This is a genomic window from Micromonospora sp. NPDC005299, assembly GCF_042872345.1.
GTDB lineage: Bacteria > Actinomycetota > Actinomycetes > Mycobacteriales > Micromonosporaceae > Micromonospora.
This window is the reverse complement of sequence record NZ_JBIAKG010000004.1, coordinates 101,578-117,751: the sequence shown is the minus strand read 5'-3', so window position 1 is coordinate 117,751 and position 16,174 is coordinate 101,578. Positions and strand designations below refer to the sequence as shown.

Below are 16,174 nucleotides of genomic sequence, written 5' to 3'. Positions count from 1 at the left end.
GGGCACGACGGAACGGCGCCGGGCGGTGTCGCTGCCCGGCGCCGGCGTTCCGGCGGGATCAGAGGTCGCTCACCGTCACCAGCGGGCTGGCGATGCCGTTGACGTCGACCGACTGCACCTGGATCTTCTCGATGTCCTTGAGCGGGGCCGAGGTGGACGCGCTCAACTCCAGCGGGAGCTGGTTGGTGTTCGTGCCGTAGCCGCCGCCCGGCACCGACCAGGTCGAGACCACCTCGCTCGTGGCGTTCTTGCGGACCACGACCAGCCGGCAGGTGCGTGGCCCGGGCAGGCGGGTGAGCTGAAGGTCGATCTGGGTGCCGTACTCCTTCGACGCCAGCCACATCGTGGTCTTCACGCCGGTGCCCGGGTCGACCGCGTTGTGCTGGTCGCCCTCCTGCTCGTTGCCACCGACGTTCGGGTCGTTGGGGTCGGACGGCTCGCTGTTCGGCGGAGCGGTGACGGGCGCGGTGAGGGTCGGCTCGGCCTGCGGGATCCGACTCTCGTCGCCGCCGCCGAACACCCCGGCCATGCCGACACCGCTCAGGCCGCCGAACACCACGACCGCCGCCGCGGCGGCGAAGACCTGCCGCATCCGGGTCCGCCGCCGGTCCCGGCGGACCGCCATCAGGGTACGGTCCAGCAGCGCCGGATCGGTGTGCGTCTGCTCCAGCGCGGCCATCGCCTCGCCGTCGATGCCGGAGAGCATCCCCACCACCGGGACCATCGTCTCCAGTTCCGCCGCGCACGCCCAGCAGGTGGCGAGGTGCTCCTCGAACCGCTCCGCGTCCTGCGGGTCCAGCACGCCGAGCGCGTACGCGGCGACGTCCATGTGGTCCGCGCGGCTCATTCCGTCACCCCCCTCTCCTGCAGAGCCGTGCGCAGCGCGCGCAGCGCGTAGTAGACCCGCGACTTCGCGGTGCCGAGCGGAAGGCCCAGCTCCTCGGCCGCCTCGGGCACGGTACGCCCCCGGAAGTACGTCGCCACCAGGATCTCCCGGTGCGACTGGCTGAGCGTACGCAGCGCGTCCGCCACGGTCATCGTGCGCAGCACCCGGTCGGTGCTGTCCGCCTCGGCGAACGCGGTCAGGTCCCGGTCGTACGTCTCCGCCGGGCGGGCCTGTTCGCTGCGGTGCTCGTCGATGGCGATCCGCCGGGCCACCGTGACCAGCCAGGGACGCAGCGAGCCCTGACCGTTGGTGCCCAGCCGGTGCGCGTTGCGCCAGGCCCGCAGCAGCGTCTCCTGCACGATGTCCTCGGCGCGCTGCCGGTCGCCGCCGGTCAGCCGCATCACGAACATCAGCAGCGGCCCGGCGTGCTCGGCGTAGAGCAGCCGGATCAGCTGGTCGGAGTGGCTGGCCTCGGTGGACGTGGCCTGGTGGCGTCCGGGCGCCGGTCGCGGCGTCACCGGATCATTCTGGCGATCCGAGGGGCAGGCGTCGACCCCCCGGCCCGACCTCGACGCGCGCGACCGGGGCTGTGCCCGGGCGAACATCCACTCGGGCCTCGCCACCTCGCCGTGCCAGCCGGCCGCCACCGCATGCATGCAGACCTCCGGTGTCCAATGACTCAGCCGACCCCCCACGGGCATGGCCGCCCGGTGATACGCAGCGGCCCGCCGAGCGGATCAACGCCGGACGGAAAAAATTCCGGGCGGGGGCGGGGTGGAGTCGGTGGCGTCGGCGTCGTGGACCACCGGAGCGCCCCCGACGAAGCGGTCCAGCTCGGCGCCGGACAGCACCCGGCCGGGGAACCAGTCGCCGGCGGCCCGCCGGGTCAGCTCCGGCACCGGCGGCTCCACCCGGGACGCCACGAGCACGAGATTGCCGTAGCGCCGGCCGCGCAGCACCGCCGCGTCGCCGACCACGCAGGCGCGGGGCAGCACGGTGCGCACCGTGGCGACCTGCCCGCGGGCGTGCCGCAGCGGCGGGCCGTCGGCGATGTTCGCCAGGTAGCAGCCGTCGGACCGCAGCACCCGGGCCACCTCGGCGGCGTACTCGGCCGAGGTCAGGTGGGCGGGGGTGCGGGCGCCGGCGAAGACGTCCGCGACCACCACGTCGTAGCTGCCGTCCCGGCTCGACGTCAGGGTGGCCCGGGCGTCGGCGACCCGGACCCGCAGCCGGGGGTCCGCCGGCCAGGGCAGCTCCCGGCGCACCAGCTCCACCAGCGCGCCGTCCACCTCGGACACCCGCTGCGTCGAGCCGGGGCGGGTGACCTGGACGTAGCGGGGCAGGGTGAGCGCGCCGCCGCCCAGGTGCAGCACCCGCAGCGGCGCGCCGGCCGGTGCCACCAGGTCGATCGCGGCGGCCAGCCGCCGGACGTACTCGAACTCCAGGTGGCCGGGGTCGGTGAGGTCCACATGGGACTGCGGGGCGCCGTCGAGCAGCAGCGTCCAGGAGCCCGGCCGGTCCGGGTCGGGCACCAGCTCGGCTTGCCCCGTGTCGACCTGGGTGACCTCCCGGTCCGCGCCGCGTCGCCGGCCCATCAGCGCCGGATCCCCCGGGCCGCCGCGGTGAGCACCCGGTGCAGCAGGCGGGCGTCGCCGAGCATCCCGCGCAGCCGCCGCTCCAGGCCGGCGATGGGGATCAGGTTCTGCGGGGCGCGCGGATCCTTGTACGGAGTGGAGGCGAACCGGGGCAGCGTCACCAGGGACAGGTCGGCCAGCCCGATGGCCTCGGCCTCGGTCAGCTCGGCGGAGCACTCCACCCGCACGATGCCGGCCCACGGGGCGCCGCCGGCCACCGGCAGCCGCAGGTACCACGAGTAGCCGCCCCAGGCGGTGCCCAGCCGGAACACCGGGCAGCGCTGCCCCGGGGCCAGCCCGGTGACCACCGCGGTGAGCCGACCGTCCAGGTACTGGCTGTGCTGGGTCTTGATGTAACCGAGGGTGCGGGGCAGGTTCCGCCGACTGCGCAGCGGCCCGTCCACCACCAGCAGGTCGCCGTCGGCCCGTACCGCGTCGGAGACCGCCACCTCCAGGGCGGTCAGCGGGCCCTGCACGGCGGCGGGGAGCTTGCTCAGCTCGCCCGTGCCGCCCACCCGGTGCACCGGGTAGCGGATCGCGCCGGCCACCACGTCCTGCGCCGACGGGCTGGCGGTGAACAGGCCCCGGCCCACCCGCGAACCGGCCAGCTCCGCCGCGCCCCGCTCCAGGTCGCAGCGGACCACCCCGGCCGCGTAGGAGGCGGCGATGCCCGGGAACGAGCCACCGTCGTCCTCCGCCGTCCAGACGCTGGCGTCGATCCGGCGCACCCCGTCGACCAGCAGCACCACGTCCGGGGCCGCGACGTCGCGCCGGACGTCGACGGCCCGCCAGTCGGTGGCGGGCAACTCGACGTCGGCGTCGACCTGGGCGCTGCTCGGCGCCGCCGGCCCGCCTCCCGCCTCGAACGACGCCCCGTAGGCCGGGTCCCACGCGTCGACGAAGAACCGGGGCTGGTTCACCGAGCCGCCCTTCCGTTCGCGACTGCGGAGCTTCGCTTCGCTGTCACTCGCATTCCTGCGCGATCGGTCCTCGCGCTCATCGGAGGCTCCGTAGGAAACGCTGTCCTTCAGTGCCGGGAGGAATGCGGGTCGGCGAACTCGCCGGCGGTCTAGCCATGTCGCACGCTCCTAGCAAAATCGTTCGTGTGAGGATGGCGTACAAGTGCCGGGCCTACCCCGACCCCGAGCAGGCCGCGATGTTGGCCCGCACGTTTGGCTGCGTACGACTCGTGTGGAACAAGACCCTCGCTGCCCGGCACGCCCGCTACCACACCACAGGAGAGTCCACCTCCTACCGGGAGACCGACGCCAGCCTGACTCATTGGAAGAAGACTGAGGAGCTGGCGTTCCTGTCCGAGGTGTCGTCGGTGCCGTTGCAGCAAACGCTGCGCCACCAGCACACCGCCTTCAGCAACTTCTTCAACAAGCGGGCCCGCTACCCCCGCTACAAGTCCCGCGACGGCCGCCAGTCCGCCCACTACACCCGCTCGGCGTTTCGGATGCGCAGCGGGCAACTGTGGCTGGCCAAAACCAATAGGCCGCTTGAGCTTGTGTGGTCCTGGCCCGACATCGAGCAAACCACGCTGGACCCGACGATGGTGATCGTGTCCCGGGAGCCGGACGGCCGATACTTTGTGACCTTCGCCGTCGACACCGACGCTCCCGACCCGCTGCCGGACATCGGCCACGCAGTCGGCGTTGACCTCGGTCTGAAGGACTTCGCCGTCACTTCGGACGGTGAGCGGATCGCCAACCCGCGCCTGCTGGAACGCAAGGCACGCAACCTTGCCCGGTACCAGCGCAGAATGGCCCACTGTCAGCGCGGTTCGAACAACCAGCGCAAGGCCAAAGGCAAAGTCGCCAGAGCGCACCGCAAGGTTCGTAACGCCCGACAAGACTTCCTGCACCGCGCCTCGACCCGACTGGTTCGGGCCGCCGACACGATCGTGGTCGAAGACCTCAATGTTGCCGGCATGGTCCGCAACCGGTGTCTCGCCAGAGCCATTTCCGATGTGGGGTGGGCGGAATTCCGTCGGCAGCTCGAATACAAGTGCCAACGGTATGGCCGAACCTTGATCGTGGCCGACCGCTGGTATCCCAGCTCGAAGACGTGCAGTTCGTGCGGGCATCTGCTGTCCGAGCTGTCCCTGTCCACGCGCACGTGGACCTGTCCTGCCTGCCGCACCCGACACGATCGGGATGTGAACGCGGCGAAGAACATCTTGGCGGCAGGTCTTGCCGCGTCTGCCTGTGGAGGTGACGTCAGACATTCCGAGTCCTCTCGGGTGCTGTCGCCGGTGAAGCAGGAAATGGTCCCAACCGCGGATTTCCGCGCGGCTCAGCCGCGAGGCTGAGGGGAACCTCCGTCCTTTAGGGCGGGGAGGAGTCAAAAGCCGGTCCGTTCGACGCGGGCGGTGCGGGCGTCCTTGCGGACCTCGAAGCGGACCGGGATCCGCTCGGCGAGCGCCGGCACGTGGGTGACGACGCCGACCATCCGGTCGCCCCGGGCGGCCAGGTTCTCCAGGGTGGCCGCGACCGTGTCGAGGGTGGCCGCGTCCAGCGTGCCGAAGCCCTCGTCGAGGACGATCGACTCCAGGCTGGCCGCGCTGGTGGACATCCCGGCGAGCTGCTCGGAGAGGGCCAGCGCCAGGGCCAGCGACGCCTGGAACGTCTCCCCGCCGGAGAGCGTGCGCACCCCGCGCCGCAGCCCGGCGTCGTGGTGGTCGACAACGACGAACTCGCCCTTGTCGTGCACCAGGTCGTACTGGCCGCCGGAGAGCTCGCGCAGGATCCGCGAGGCGCCGTCGACCAGCAGGTCCAGCGCCTCGGCCAGCAGCCAGCGCTCGAAGTTGTTGGCCCGCAGGTGCCCGGCGAGGGCGCGGGCCACCCGGGCCTCCCGCTCGTGGCCGGCCCGCTGCTCGCGCAGCTCGGCGGCCTGCTCGCGGCGCTCCTCCAGCCGGCGCAGCTCCGCCTCGGTCCGCTCCACCGCCACCGCGGCGTCGCGCTGCGGGTCCTGCGGCGCGGGCAGCCCGGCGGCGTCGAAGAGCCCGCCGATCCGCTCCGCGACCTCGCCCGCCGCGGCCTCGGCGGCGTCGACGGCGGCGGCCAGCCCGTCCCGGTCGGCGCGCCGCCGCCCGGCCTGCTCGCCGGCCCATTCGGCGAGAACCGTCCAGGCGGCGGCCACGTCGTCGCGGTCGGCGGCCGGCGGGCCGAACCGGGCCAGCCCGTCGCGGACGGTGTCGAAGTCGCGCCAGGCCCGGCGCAGTCGCTCCTGTGCGCCGTCGAGGGTGCTGCGGGCCCGGCGCGCGGCGTCACGGCCGGCGCGGACCGCGCCCGCCGCCTCCTCCAGCGCCCGGCGCAGCCGGGCGTGCTCGGCCAGGGACCCGCGCAGCGCCTCCGGCGTGGCGGCGTCGGCGAGCTGCCCGTCCAGCTCGGCCAGCCGGGCCCCGAGCTGGTCGTGCTCGGCCCGGGCGCGCAGCAGCACCCGGTCCAGCTCGCGGGCGGCCGCGTCGCGCTCCTGCACCACCCGCTTGGCGGCCTCGCTGGCCGCCCGGGCCGCCTTGCCGGCCGCGAGCGCCCGGGCCACCGCCGACCCCTTGGGCACGGCCGGCACCCGGGGGACCGGCTGCTCGCAGACCGGGCAGGGGGCGCCGTCGACCAGGTGCGCCCGCAGCGCCACCGCCTGGTCGGTGGCCTTCGCCTCCTCGTGCGCCCGGAACGCCGCCTCCAGCTCCGCCTCGGCCCGCTCGACGTCGGCGCGGGCCGCGGCGAGCGCCCCGGCCGCCGCGTCGTGCTCGGCCTGCGCCGCGTCCACCGCCGCGCGGACCGTCGCCGCCTCGCCGGTCAGCCTCTCCCGGTCGGTGTACGCCTTGAGCTGGAGGCGCAGCGCGCTCTCGTCGCCGGCCGCGGCCAGTTCGCCGCGCAGCTTCTCCTCGCGCTCCTCGGCCAGCCCGACGGCGGCGGCCGCCTCGTCGGCGGCGGTCCGCGCGGCGGACACCGCCCGGGCCAGCTCGGCGATCCCGTCCGGCGGGTGGACCCCGCCCAGCACGGTCAGCTCGGCGTCGAGCGCGGCCAGGGCCGCCGTCTGCTCGCGCGCCGTCCCCCGCACCCGCTCCAGCTCCGGTACGGCCGCCGCGACCGCCCCGGCCAACCCGCGCATCCGGTCGACCCGCTCCCGGGCGGCGGCCAGGCTTTCCTCGTCGACGTCGGCGAGGCCGCCGAGCACCTTGTCGACCGCCTCCAGCCTCGCCTCGGCCCGCCCGGCCCGCTCGGTGGCCTTCTTCTGCACCTCCTCGTAGATGCCCAGCCCGAGGAGGTTGACGAGGATCTGCTGCCGGGTGGCCGGCTTGGCGTGCAGGAAGTCGGCGAACTGCCCCTGCGGCAGCACCACGCAGCTGGTGAACTGCTCGTAGGGCAGCCCGACCGCGTCCAGCACCGCCTGCTCCATCTCGGCCGGGGTGCCGGCCACCACCTCGCCGAGATCCTCCGGGCTGAGCCCGGTGTCGAGCTTGGTGACGTCGAAACCGGGTGGCATGAGTTGGAGCCCCGCGTTGGCGGTCTTCACCGTGCCCCGGCCGTCGCGGCGGACCACCCGGGTGGCCACGTACCGGTCGCCGGCGGATTCGAAGACCAGCCGCACCCGCGCCTCGGTGGCCGACGGGGCCAGGGCGTTGGCCAGGCCGCGCGTGCCACCCCAGCGCGGCACGGTGCCGTAGAGGGCGAAGCAGATCGCGTCGAGCACTGTCGACTTGCCCGAGCCGGTCGGCCCGACCAGCGCGAAGAAGTCCGCGTCGGTGAAGTCGACGGTGGTCTCCTCGCGGAAGACGGTGAAGCCCGCCATGTCCAGCCGCATCGGCCGCATCAGTGATCGATCCCCTCGAGCAGCTCGTCGAAGAGTTGCCGGACGTCCTCGTCGGCGTGACCCCGGCTGCCCAGGTAGTCGGCGAACAGCTCGCGCGGCGAGCGACCGGCCCGCTGGGCGGTGCGGGTGCCGCTGCCCGGTGCGGGCACCAGCTCCGGGTCGATCCGGATCTCCAGCGCCCGGGGGAGCAGCTCCTGCACCTCCTCGCGCAGCCCGGCGCGGGGCTGCTCGCGGACGTAGACCCGCAGCCAGCCCTCGGGCACGTCGACCTCGGCGAGCTGGGCCAGAGTGCCGCGGACCGTGCGCAGCGGGACGGCGCCGGGCACCGGCACCTCCCGGATCTGCGCGGCGGTCGTCGCGGTCACCTCGACGATCGTCACCGACCCGACGTTCTCCTGCTCGCCGAAGTCGACCGCGAGGGGGCTGCCGCTGTAGCGGACCGGGCAGGGGCCGATGACCCGCTGGGAGCGGTGCAGGTGGCCCAGCGCCACGTAGTGCGCGTTGCCCGGGAACACGGTGGCCGGCACCGCGTAGCCGAGCACGGTGTGCGCGTCCCGCTCGCCGCCGCCGGTGCTCGCCCCGACCACGGTGAGGTGGGCGGTGACCAGGTGCACCCGGTCCGGCTCGGTGAACCCCTCGGCCAGCCGGGCGAGCACCCGCCCGAGGTGGTCGGCGTAGGTCTGGTTGGCCTCGGCGGGGGTCAGCTCGTACATCTCCACGGCGCGCACGGCGTAGCGCTGGGAGAGGAAGGGCAGCGCCGCGACCTGCCAGCGCTCGCCGTCGCGGGTGGTGCCGTCGATGACGTGCTCGGCCGGATTCTCCCGGACGCTGCCCCGCAGCGTGATCCCGGCGGCCTCGGCCCAGGGGCGCAGCGCGTCGAGCGCCGCGCCGTTGTCGTGGTTGCCGCCGATCGCCACCACGTCCGCCCCGGTGCGGCGCAGCGCGGTCAGCGCCCGGGTGACCAGCCGGGTCGCCTCGGGCGTGGGCGCGGCCGTGTCGTAGAGGTCGCCGGCCACGATCACCAGGTCGGGCCGCTCGACCCGGGCGATCTCGATCACCTGGGCGAGCACCTGCTTGTGCTCGTCGGCCCGGGACTGCCCCTTGAGGACCTTGCCGACGTGCCAGTCGGAGGTGTGCAGGATCTTCATGCTCAGCCCTCTAGAACGGGATGTCGTCGTCGGAGGTGCCCGAGCCGACCACCGCGAACGGGTCGGCCGCCTGGGTGATCGAGCGCAGCGTCTCCGAGGGCGCCCGGCCGGCCTCGGAGACCCGGGTGGCCCAGGCCGGGAAGGGGAACTCCAGGCAGAGCGGGACCGGGATGTCGGGCTGGTTGACGAACATGGTGCCCGGCTTGGCCAGCAGGGCCCGCTGGCGCTGGGCGGGCGGGAGGAAGCCGTATTCCGGGCGGGACGCCTCGGCCGGGTCGAGCCGGCCGACCACCCGGATCGCCGAGTTGGTGACGATCCGCCGTTCCACCTCGCTGGCGGTCTGCTGGGCGCCGACCAGGATCACCCCGAGCGAGCGGCCTCGCTCGGCGATGTCGAGCAGCACCTCCTTGATCGGGGAGGAGCCCTCCCGGGGGGCGTACTTGTTGAGCTCGTCGAGGACGACGAAGAGCAGCGGCTTCGCGGTGCCCGCCTTCTCCTTGCGCTCGAACTCGCTCTTGAGCGTCACGCCGACCACGAAGCGCTGCGCCCGGTCCGGCAGGTTGTGCAGGTCGACCACGGTGACCTGGGCGGACTCGGCGGTGTTGATCGAGTGCGGGCGGCGGGTGGCGAGGTCGCCCCGGATCAGCCGGGCCAGGTCCTTCTTGCTGCCGATCAGCCGGCGGGCGAACGCGTTGACCGTGCCGAGGCCGACCGCGCTGCCCGCCCACTCGCCACGGGTCTCGTCGTCGTTGAGCTGCGCGACGACGTGGTCGACCAGGTCGGCGTAGGACCCCAGCCGGACCCCGTCGATGCTCACCCCGCCGTCGGCGGGCTGGGCGTATCTGGCCAGGTGGGCGGCGACCGAGTGCACCACCATCGTGTACTGCTGCCGCTCGTCGTCGGCGTCGGCGAAGACGTAGGGCAGCAGGCGGTCGGCGCAGAACTCGCTCAGCGTCCAGTAGAAGCTGTCCACCCCGGTGAGTCGGCTGCTCACGTCGGGCGTGCCGGAGGAGTCGCCGACGCGGGGTGGGGCGTGCACCCGGACGTCGGGGAAGGCGCCCGCGTCGAGCCCGAGCTTCGCGTAGCCGGCCCGGGTGGCGTCGTCGAGCCGGGTGTTGGGGTGGTCGAGGAAGAGCAGGTCCTCGCCCTTGACGTTGAAGATCAGCGCCTTGGCGTTGACCGCGTCGCCGCCGAGCACCCCGGAGCGGAAGACCGAGTAGAGCAGGAAGGTGGCGAAGCTGGTCTTGGTGGCCACGCCGGAGATGCCGGAGATCGAGACGTGCGCGCCCCGGGTGCCGTCGAGGAAGTCGGCGTTGAGGTAGACCGGCACGCCGTCGCGGCCCATGCCCATCGGGATGCGCCGCTCCATCCGGTCGAAGTGCAGCGCTCGGGCCCGGGCGTCGCCCTCGGCCCGGTGCACCACGGCGCCCGGGGTGGGCGGCACGTAGAACTCCGGGTCGACGCGGGTGGTGGTGATCTCGGCGGCCTCCTGCACCTGGGCCGGCAGGGTGCCGTCGGCGATGGCGAACACGTCGGAGTCGAACTGCGCGCCCTCGTGGCGGGCGCGGACCTGGGTGACCACGCCGGCGATGGTGACCGGCTCCCGGCCGGGCAGCTCGCGGCGGGTCACCACGACATCGTCGAGCTGGAGGTAGCTGCCCGGGGCGACGGCCGTCCAGAAGGTGAGCGGGGTGGCGTCGGCGGTGCCGAGCACCCGGCCGACCCCGTCGCCGGGGCCGTCGAGCAGGTCGTCGGTCATCGGCGGTCTCCGGTCGGCTGGTCGTCCCGTTCGCGGCGCACGTCGTGCATCCTGCCCGAGGCATGCGACAGGTTGCCACGCGACGCGGCGGAGGACACCTCGCCGGTCCGCCGACCGTGCGCAGCGGCGCCGCCCGGTGACTCTCCGTACGCCCTGGTCGGCCATTCCGGCACCGCCGGGCCGGATCCCGGGAGATCCTGCAAGGGGCCGGAGGACGGAAGGCACGAGGAGCGGCGGTGGAAGCAGTCCGGAACCGGACGGCGTTGCTGCTGGCGCTCGCCCTGGTGCCGCCGGTGCTGCAGGAGGCGGTGCTGGTGGGCATCGGCTTCCACGGCGCCCGGGGGCTGGCGCCCCAGGTGACCGCGGTCTGGCCCTACGACTCGTTCCACGACCTGCGGTGGCTGCTGGTCTACCACAACTCCTGGTGGAACTTCGGGCTCGGGCTGGTGGTGCTCACCGTGTTCCGCGGGCTGCTCTCCGCCGGGCTGACCGCGCTGGCGTGGCCCGCGCGGGCGGCGCGTCCCCCGTTCGGCTGGCTGCTGCGGCGGAACCTGGAGGTGGCCGCCCTCGCCCTGGTCATCATCTCGCCGTGGGCCGCGATCTCGGTGGCCTTCTCGGCGGTCGCGCTGTCGCTCTACCTGTTCGCCTCGCTCGCCCCGATGCTGGTGCTCGCCCCGTTCCTCCAGCGTGCCGGGGTGGTCCGGAGCTGGTGGCGGGGCCTGCCCACGATCGAACTGCTCGGCTGGTCGGTGCTCAACTTCGTCGTGCTCACGGTCGCGGGCGCGGTCATCTCCAGCACGTCGGGCTGGTGGGGCGTCCCGGTGGCCGCGCTGGCCGGCCTGGCCAACGGCCTGCTCTGGCAGCGCACCGTGTCGGCGGCCGTGCTGCCCGCCCGGATCCGCCTGGCCCGGGCCCCGGTCGCGCCGGTGGCGATCGCCCTCACCATGGCCGCCGCGGTCGGGTCGCAGACGCTCGTCGGCCTGGCGACGGGTCCACCGGCCGAGTGGCTGCCCCCGCTGCTCACCGAGCGGCTACCCGACCGGGTGCCGCACGCGGTGATCGCCATCGCCGGACACGACTCGCAGTGGAACGGCCGGCAACCGGCGGACTCCCGGGTGGAGCGCTTCTCCTACGTGGGCCTCGACCGGCAGGGCCGGCCGCTGCCGTACGCGCCGGAGGCGACCCACCAGGCCCTGGACTCCAGCGCGGTGCTGCTCGCCGCGCAGATCGACGAGCTGCACCGCCGGACCGGCCGGCCGATCGCCCTGCTCGGGTTCAGCGAGGGGGCCATGGTGGCGCGGACCTACCTGGACAAGTGGGCGCAGCCCCTGCCGGTGAAGGCGGTGCTGCTGTTCAGCCCGCTCATCCAGCCCGGCCGGGCCTACTACCCGCCGCCCGGGTATTCCGGCTGGGGCGTCGCGGCCGGCTGGGAACTGCGCGGGATCTTCTGGCTCGCCAACCTGGGCCGCCGGGTGAAGAGCCACCCGGACGAGCCGTTCGTACGGTCGGTGCTGGTCAACGCGCCATTCTACCGCAACCGCACGCTCTGCCCGGTGGCCGGGGTCCGCATGATCGCCTTCCTGCCGACGGTCAGCGCGGCCGAGGCGCCGCCCGGCGAGTACAGCCGGATCCCGGTGTTCCAGACGCCCGCCCTGCACGGCGGGCTGATCGGCAAGCAGCTCGCCCAGGAACGGCTGGTCGACTTCCTCGCCGGTGGCCGGGTCGACGAACCACGCCGGGAGTACCGCCTGCTCCAGCGGCTGGGCGCCGCCTGGCAGGCCCCGCCGCTCGCGCTGGTCCTCAACCCGGTGTGGGCGGCCGGCCGGGAGGGCGACCCGGCCTTCACCGGCCGGATCTGCGAGCCGCGCTGACCGGCGGCCTCACTCCGCCCCGGCGACGGCCCGGCGGTGCCGGAGCAGCAGCCGGATCGCCGCCGCGTCGACGGCGGCCACGAGGACCAACCGGATCGGCGCGTACGGCAGCATGAGCAGGTCCAGGGCGATCGCCACCGCGACGCAGCCGATCGCGACGGTGGCGGCGCCCCGCCGGCCGGTGACCGCCACCAGCCCGGCGAGCGCGACCGCGGCCCCGATCGTCAGGTGCAGCCAGGCCCAGACGGTGAGGTCGACCTGGTGCAGGCCGCCCTCGCTCAGCACCATGAACGTCCCGGACCGGAGCATCCCGGACGCGGCCAGCATGTCGGCCAGGCCGGTGGCGACCAGCAGCCCACCGGCGAGCACCGGGCGACGGGTCCGCTCCGGCGCCATCGCGGTCGCCTGCGGAGTACGCATTCCCCGAGGTTACGGCGCTGATCATCGGCGGGCCCGCGAGACGGCACAGCCCGACCCGGCGGGGCGCGGGTTCCGGCGCCGGAGGCACGTACCCGCGCCCGTGTCGCGTGGGGCGGGGCCTCAGCCGTCGGCGAGCACCTCGCGCAGCCGGGCCGCGAAGGCCGGCGGGTCCTCGGCGAAGCCGATGTGACCGCCCGGGAACATCGTCGGCGACGTGCCGAGCGCCGCCGCGAGCGCCCGCGAGGTGCGGTCGCAGACCTCACCGGTCGACTGCTCTCCGAGACCGACGACGACGCGGGTCGGGCCGCCGCGCAGGGCCTCGACGTCGGGCCGGAAGCGGGTGGTGCCACGGATCATGTGCAGGTACTGGAAGTGCTCGTCGGCGGCCGCCTGCGGGTCGGGCTCGCCGCCGAACATGCCCAGCACCACCTCCTCCGGCAGGTGGATGTTCGCGGCGGCGAGGAACCTGCGCCCGGCGCCGAGCCGGTCGCCGGCGCGGTAGGTGGCGATCATGTCGTCCTCGCGGGCCAGCAGTTCCGCCCGGTCCGGCAGCAGGCCGAGCAGCGGCGGTTCGTGCGCGACGACCGTGTGCACCCGCGCGGGACCGGCCTGGGCCAGGGCGAGGACGGTCACCGCGCCGCCGCTGGACCCCAGCACGGCGGCCGCACCCGCGTCGACGTGGGCGAGGAGCCGGGCGACGTCGTCGGCGCGCAGCTCCGGGGTCGAGTCCTGGTGCGGGTCGTGCAGGACGCTGCGGCGGATCCCGCTCGGGTCGGTGGTCAGCACAGTGTGGTCCGCGGCCAGCAGGTCGGCCAGCGGCGCGAAGGCGTCGGCGTCCATCGGGGCGGCGACCAGGGCCACGAGCGGGCCCCGGCCGCGTACCTCGTAGTACAGCCGCCCGTCGGGCACCGCCAGGGTGCCGGTGGTGACGGGCGCGGTGGACATGCTGCTCATGGGGTCCTCCAGAGTCGTGGCGGGCGAGCCGTTCACCTTCCTGACTCCGGTGCTGCGGCAGAATCGTCGGTCGTGAGCCTCACCTCCCCGACCGCCGCCGGGTCGCCCGACCGGGCCCCGGTCGACGAGGCCGCCTTCACCGCGCTCGTCGCGCCGCTGCGCCGGGAACTGCACGCCCACTGCTACCGGATGCTCGGCTCGGTCCACGACGCCGACGACGCCCTCCAGGACGCGCTGCTGCGGGCGTGGCGCGGGTTGTCGACCTTCGCCGGACACGGCCCGCTGCGCTCGTGGCTCTACACCGTGGCGACCCGGGTGTGCCTCGACGCCATCGCCGGCCGCGCCCGGCGGCCCCTGCCGGTCGACCTCGGCCCGGCCAGTGACCGCGCCGTACCCGACAACCACCCGGTCCACGACGTCGCCTGGCTCGGCCCGTACCCCGACACCGGCCTCGCGGCCGGCCCCGTCGCCCCGGGCGCGCGGTACGAGCAGCGCGAGGCGGTCGAGCTGGCCTTCGTGGCCGCGGTGCAGCACCTGCCGGGCAACCAGCGGGCCGCGCTGCTGCTCTTCGACGTCCTCGGCTACTCCGCCGCGGAGATCGGGGTCATGCTGGGCACCTCGACCACGTCGGTGAACTCGGCCCTCGCGCGGGCCCGCCGCGTGCTGGCCGAACGGGCTCCCGCCGCGACCCAGCAGCGCACTCTGCGGATGCTCGACGACGTCCGGCTGCGGGAGGTCGTCACCGGCTACGCCACCGCACTGGAGAACGGTGACGCGGACGCCCTGATCGCCCTGCTCACCGAGGACGTCACCTGGTCCATGCCGCCGATGCCGCACTGGTACCGGGGCGTCGCGGCGGTGCTGGACTTCGCCCGGTCGGCGCCGCTCGGCCCCTGCGGCAGCTGGCGGCACCTGCCCGCCGCGGCGAACGGCCAGCCCGCGGTCGCCGGCTACCTGCGCCGGGCGGGGTCCGGCCCGTACCTGCCGTGGTCGGTCGACGTGCTGACGCTGCGGGGTGACCGGATCGCCGGGATCACCTCGTTCGTGGGCGCGGCGCAGTTCGCGGCGTTCGGGCTGCCGGACTCCCTGGCGCCGCACCCGCCGAGCCGCTGATCGTGGCGGGCGCCGACGGTCAGGCGGCCGGGGCGGCCCCGGCGGGCGGTGACCCGCCCGGGTCGCGGGCGTAGCGGAGCATCAGCACGCCGTCGGCGGCGGCCAGCACGTGGCGCAGCGGCAGGTGCCGCGGCGCGCTGCCGGTCCCGGCGGTGATCCGACCCGGGCCGGCCCCGGCGAGCAGTGGCGCGACGGTCAGGCACAGCTCGTCCACCAGGTCGGCCGCGGTGAGCGCGCCGAACAGGTGCGGACCGCCCTCGCAGAGCAGCTGGCCCAACCCCCGGCGGCGCAGCTCGGACAGGCCGGCGGCCAGGTCGACCCGCTCCGCGCCGCAGCGGACGAGGTCGGCCACCTCGGTCAGCCCGGGCGGCGGCACGGCGGCCGCGTGGGTGAGCACCAGCGGCCGGACCGGCGCGTCGGCGAAGCAGGCCTGGGCCGGGTCGAGGTCCAGCGAGCCGGAGACCACCACCAGGGTCGGATATTCGGTCAGGTCCTGCTCGCGGCGCCAGGCCCGGCGCGCCTCACCGAGCCGGACCGCGCGGTAGCCCTCGTGGCGCAGCGTGCCGGCGGCCACCACCAGCCCGTCGCAGAGCATCCGCAGCAGGCCGAAGACGCGCTTGTCCGGCTCGCCGGAGAGCCCGGCGGAGTAGCCGTCCAGAGTGACCGCGCCGTCGACGCTGGCCACGAAGTTCACCCGCAGGTGGGGATGGGGGGCGCGGCCGTAGAGCGCGGCCAGCTCCGGGTCGGTCAGCGGCCCGGTGACGGGCGTCGGCCAGACCCGTTCGATCGGGGTTCCGACGCTCATTCGCCGGCCGGACCGGTGACCGGAGGGGTGGGTTCGGGGGTACGGTGCTGGCAGTCGCACCACTTCCGGCCTGGACAGTCGTCGTGCCGCCGCTCCCGGCACGCTCGGCAGATCATGTGGGCAGCCTATGCCGAGGGAGGATGGGACAGCATGTCGCGTCAGATCTTCCAACTGAAGGTCTCCCTCGCCGGGGTCCGGCCGCCGGTGTGGCGGCGGGTGCTGGTGCCCGGCGGCTACACCCTGGACCGGCTGCACCGGGTGGTCCAGCACGCGATGGGCTGGCGGGACTGCCACCTGCACTCGTTCGACATCGACGGCCGCCAGTACGGCGAGCCCGATCCGGACGGCGAGCTGGCGCTCCGCGACGAGCTGGACGTCCGGCTGGACGCGGTGGTGGGCAAGGGCGACCGATTCCGCTACACCTACGACTTCGGCGACTGGTGGGAGCACGACCTGGTGGTCGAGGACGTGTGCGCGGCCGACCCGGACGAGCGCTACCCGGCCTGCGTCGAGGGGGAGCGCGCCTGCCCGCCCGAGGACGTCGGTGGTCCGGCCGGGTACGCCGTCCTGCTGGCCGCGCTGGCCGATCCCGGGCACGCCGAGCACCGGATGATGCGGGAGTGGGCCGGCGCCGGCTTCGAGCCGGAGTTCTTCGCCGCCGATCGGGCCACCATCCTGCTGCGTCGCTTCTGCTGACCGCCGCTCCGGGACCGCATCCGGGAGCCGCGCGGTAACGATCTGGGAACGCTCCCATAGGTCTATT

General features: G+C 74.5%; 14 protein-coding genes. 4 read left to right on the top strand and 10 right to left on the bottom strand.

All coding sequences use genetic code 11. From position 1 onward, the window contains the following. Positions 1-58 precede the first annotated feature (58 nt). The 4 genes from ACFYPD_RS13625 to ACFYPD_RS13610 all read right to left on the bottom strand — a co-directional run bounded on the left by ACFYPD_RS13625 (position 59) and on the right by ACFYPD_RS13610 (position 3,440). A complete protein-coding gene (locus ACFYPD_RS13625; protein WP_387112655.1) occupies positions 59-847 on the bottom strand; it encodes an anti-sigma factor family protein in 789 nt (262 codons plus the stop codon). Next, entirely contained in the window at positions 844-1,542 is a 699-nt protein-coding gene (locus ACFYPD_RS13620; protein WP_387112653.1) for a sigma-70 family RNA polymerase sigma factor, read from the bottom strand. The genes ACFYPD_RS13625 and ACFYPD_RS13620 overlap by 4 nt, the downstream gene beginning before the upstream one ends. An 81-nt stretch (positions 1,543-1,623) precedes the next feature. Continuing rightward, on the bottom strand, positions 1,624-2,481 hold the full coding sequence (locus tag ACFYPD_RS13615; protein WP_387112651.1) for a spermidine synthase: 858 nt from the start codon (positions 2,479-2,481) through the stop codon (positions 1,624-1,626). Continuing rightward, positions 2,481-3,440 carry a hypothetical protein gene (locus ACFYPD_RS13610; protein ID WP_387112649.1) on the bottom strand — a complete coding sequence of 320 codons (960 nt, stop codon included), beginning with the start codon at positions 3,438-3,440 and terminating at the stop codon, positions 2,481-2,483. Before ACFYPD_RS13610 ends, ACFYPD_RS13615 begins: the two co-directional genes overlap by 1 nt. A gap of 191 nt (positions 3,441-3,631) precedes the next feature. On the opposite strand from ACFYPD_RS13610, the gene ACFYPD_RS13605 reads away from it, so the two are divergent. Beyond that, the gene (locus ACFYPD_RS13605; protein ID WP_387113381.1) at positions 3,632-4,834 is read left to right on the top strand and encodes an RNA-guided endonuclease InsQ/TnpB family protein; all 1,203 of its coding nucleotides are present in this window, start codon (positions 3,632-3,634) and stop codon (positions 4,832-4,834) included. Positions 4,835-4,866: 32 nt separating this feature from the next. Here ACFYPD_RS13605 and ACFYPD_RS13600 read toward each other — a convergent pair whose 3' ends face one another. From ACFYPD_RS13600 to ACFYPD_RS13590, 3 genes are read right to left on the bottom strand one after another with little or no spacing between them, the layout of a single operon-like run. Further along, complete coding sequence (locus ACFYPD_RS13600) at positions 4,867-7,341, bottom strand: AAA family ATPase (RefSeq protein WP_387112647.1); 2,475 nt, start codon at positions 7,339-7,341, stop codon at positions 4,867-4,869. After that, positions 7,341-8,489: an exonuclease SbcCD subunit D gene (locus ACFYPD_RS13595; RefSeq protein WP_387112645.1), complete on the bottom strand. Its 1,149-nt coding sequence runs from the start codon at positions 8,487-8,489 to the stop codon at positions 7,341-7,343. Before ACFYPD_RS13595 ends, ACFYPD_RS13600 begins: the two co-directional genes overlap by 1 nt. A 10-nt stretch (positions 8,490-8,499) precedes the next feature. Then, positions 8,500-10,248: an ATP-binding protein gene (locus ACFYPD_RS13590; RefSeq protein ID WP_387112643.1), complete on the bottom strand. Its 1,749-nt coding sequence runs from the start codon at positions 10,246-10,248 to the stop codon at positions 8,500-8,502. A 236-nt stretch (positions 10,249-10,484) separates the two neighbouring features. On the opposite strand from ACFYPD_RS13590, the gene ACFYPD_RS13585 reads away from it, so the two are divergent. Continuing rightward, a complete protein-coding gene (locus ACFYPD_RS13585; RefSeq protein ID WP_387112641.1) occupies positions 10,485-12,119 on the top strand; it encodes a hypothetical protein in 1,635 nt (544 codons plus the stop codon). Positions 12,120-12,128: 9 nt separating this feature from the next. Here the strand turns inward: ACFYPD_RS13585 and ACFYPD_RS13580 are convergent, their stop codons facing one another. Together ACFYPD_RS13580 and ACFYPD_RS13575 are read right to left on the bottom strand one after the other, a co-directional pair. Continuing rightward, positions 12,129-12,539 carry a hypothetical protein gene (locus tag ACFYPD_RS13580; RefSeq protein ID WP_387112639.1) on the bottom strand — a complete coding sequence of 137 codons (411 nt, stop codon included), beginning with the start codon at positions 12,537-12,539 and terminating at the stop codon, positions 12,129-12,131. A 120-nt stretch (positions 12,540-12,659) separates the two neighbouring features. Continuing rightward, positions 12,660-13,493 carry an alpha/beta fold hydrolase gene (locus ACFYPD_RS13575; RefSeq protein ID WP_387112637.1) on the bottom strand — a complete coding sequence of 278 codons (834 nt, stop codon included), beginning with the start codon at positions 13,491-13,493 and terminating at the stop codon, positions 12,660-12,662. A gap of 72 nt (positions 13,494-13,565) precedes the next feature. On the opposite strand from ACFYPD_RS13575, the gene ACFYPD_RS13570 reads away from it, so the two are divergent. Next, positions 13,566-14,606 (top strand): sigma-70 family RNA polymerase sigma factor, encoded by a 1,041-nt coding sequence (locus tag ACFYPD_RS13570; protein ID WP_387112635.1) that lies wholly within the window; start codon positions 13,566-13,568, stop codon positions 14,604-14,606. Positions 14,607-14,625: 19 nt separating this feature from the next. Here ACFYPD_RS13570 and ACFYPD_RS13565 read toward each other — a convergent pair whose 3' ends face one another. Further along, positions 14,626-15,411 (bottom strand): pyrimidine reductase family protein, encoded by a 786-nt coding sequence (locus ACFYPD_RS13565; protein WP_387112633.1) that lies wholly within the window; start codon positions 15,409-15,411, stop codon positions 14,626-14,628. Positions 15,412-15,561: 150 nt separating this feature from the next. Between ACFYPD_RS13565 and ACFYPD_RS13560 the strand changes: the two genes are divergently transcribed. Next, complete coding sequence (locus tag ACFYPD_RS13560) at positions 15,562-16,107, top strand: plasmid pRiA4b ORF-3 family protein (RefSeq protein WP_387112631.1); 546 nt, start codon at positions 15,562-15,564, stop codon at positions 16,105-16,107. Positions 16,108-16,174 lie beyond the last annotated feature (67 nt).

Excerpts from the sequence above, each read along its gene's own strand:
- ACFYPD_RS13625 (WP_387112655.1), bottom strand. The coding sequence starts at position 847 with ATGAGCCGCGCGGACCACATGGACGTCGCCGCGTACGCGCTCGGCGTG.
- ACFYPD_RS13620 (WP_387112653.1), bottom strand. The coding sequence starts at position 1,542 with ATGCATGCGGTGGCGGCCGGCTGGCACGGCGAGGTGGCGAGGCCCGAG.
- ACFYPD_RS13615 (WP_387112651.1), bottom strand. The coding sequence starts at position 2,481 with ATGGGCCGGCGACGCGGCGCGGACCGGGAGGTCACCCAGGTCGACACG.
- ACFYPD_RS13605 (WP_387113381.1), top strand. The coding sequence starts at position 3,632 with ATGGCGTACAAGTGCCGGGCCTACCCCGACCCCGAGCAGGCCGCGATG.
- ACFYPD_RS13600 (WP_387112647.1), bottom strand. The coding sequence starts at position 7,341 with ATGCGGCCGATGCGGCTGGACATGGCGGGCTTCACCGTCTTCCGCGAG.
- ACFYPD_RS13595 (WP_387112645.1), bottom strand. The coding sequence starts at position 8,489 with ATGAAGATCCTGCACACCTCCGACTGGCACGTCGGCAAGGTCCTCAAG.
- ACFYPD_RS13590 (WP_387112643.1), bottom strand. The coding sequence starts at position 10,248 with ATGACCGACGACCTGCTCGACGGCCCCGGCGACGGGGTCGGCCGGGTG.
- ACFYPD_RS13580 (WP_387112639.1), bottom strand. The coding sequence starts at position 12,539 with ATGCGTACTCCGCAGGCGACCGCGATGGCGCCGGAGCGGACCCGTCGC.
- ACFYPD_RS13575 (WP_387112637.1), bottom strand. The coding sequence starts at position 13,493 with ATGAGCAGCATGTCCACCGCGCCCGTCACCACCGGCACCCTGGCGGTG.
- ACFYPD_RS13565 (WP_387112633.1), bottom strand. The coding sequence starts at position 15,411 with ATGAGCGTCGGAACCCCGATCGAACGGGTCTGGCCGACGCCCGTCACC.
- ACFYPD_RS13560 (WP_387112631.1), top strand. The coding sequence starts at position 15,562 with ATGTCGCGTCAGATCTTCCAACTGAAGGTCTCCCTCGCCGGGGTCCGG.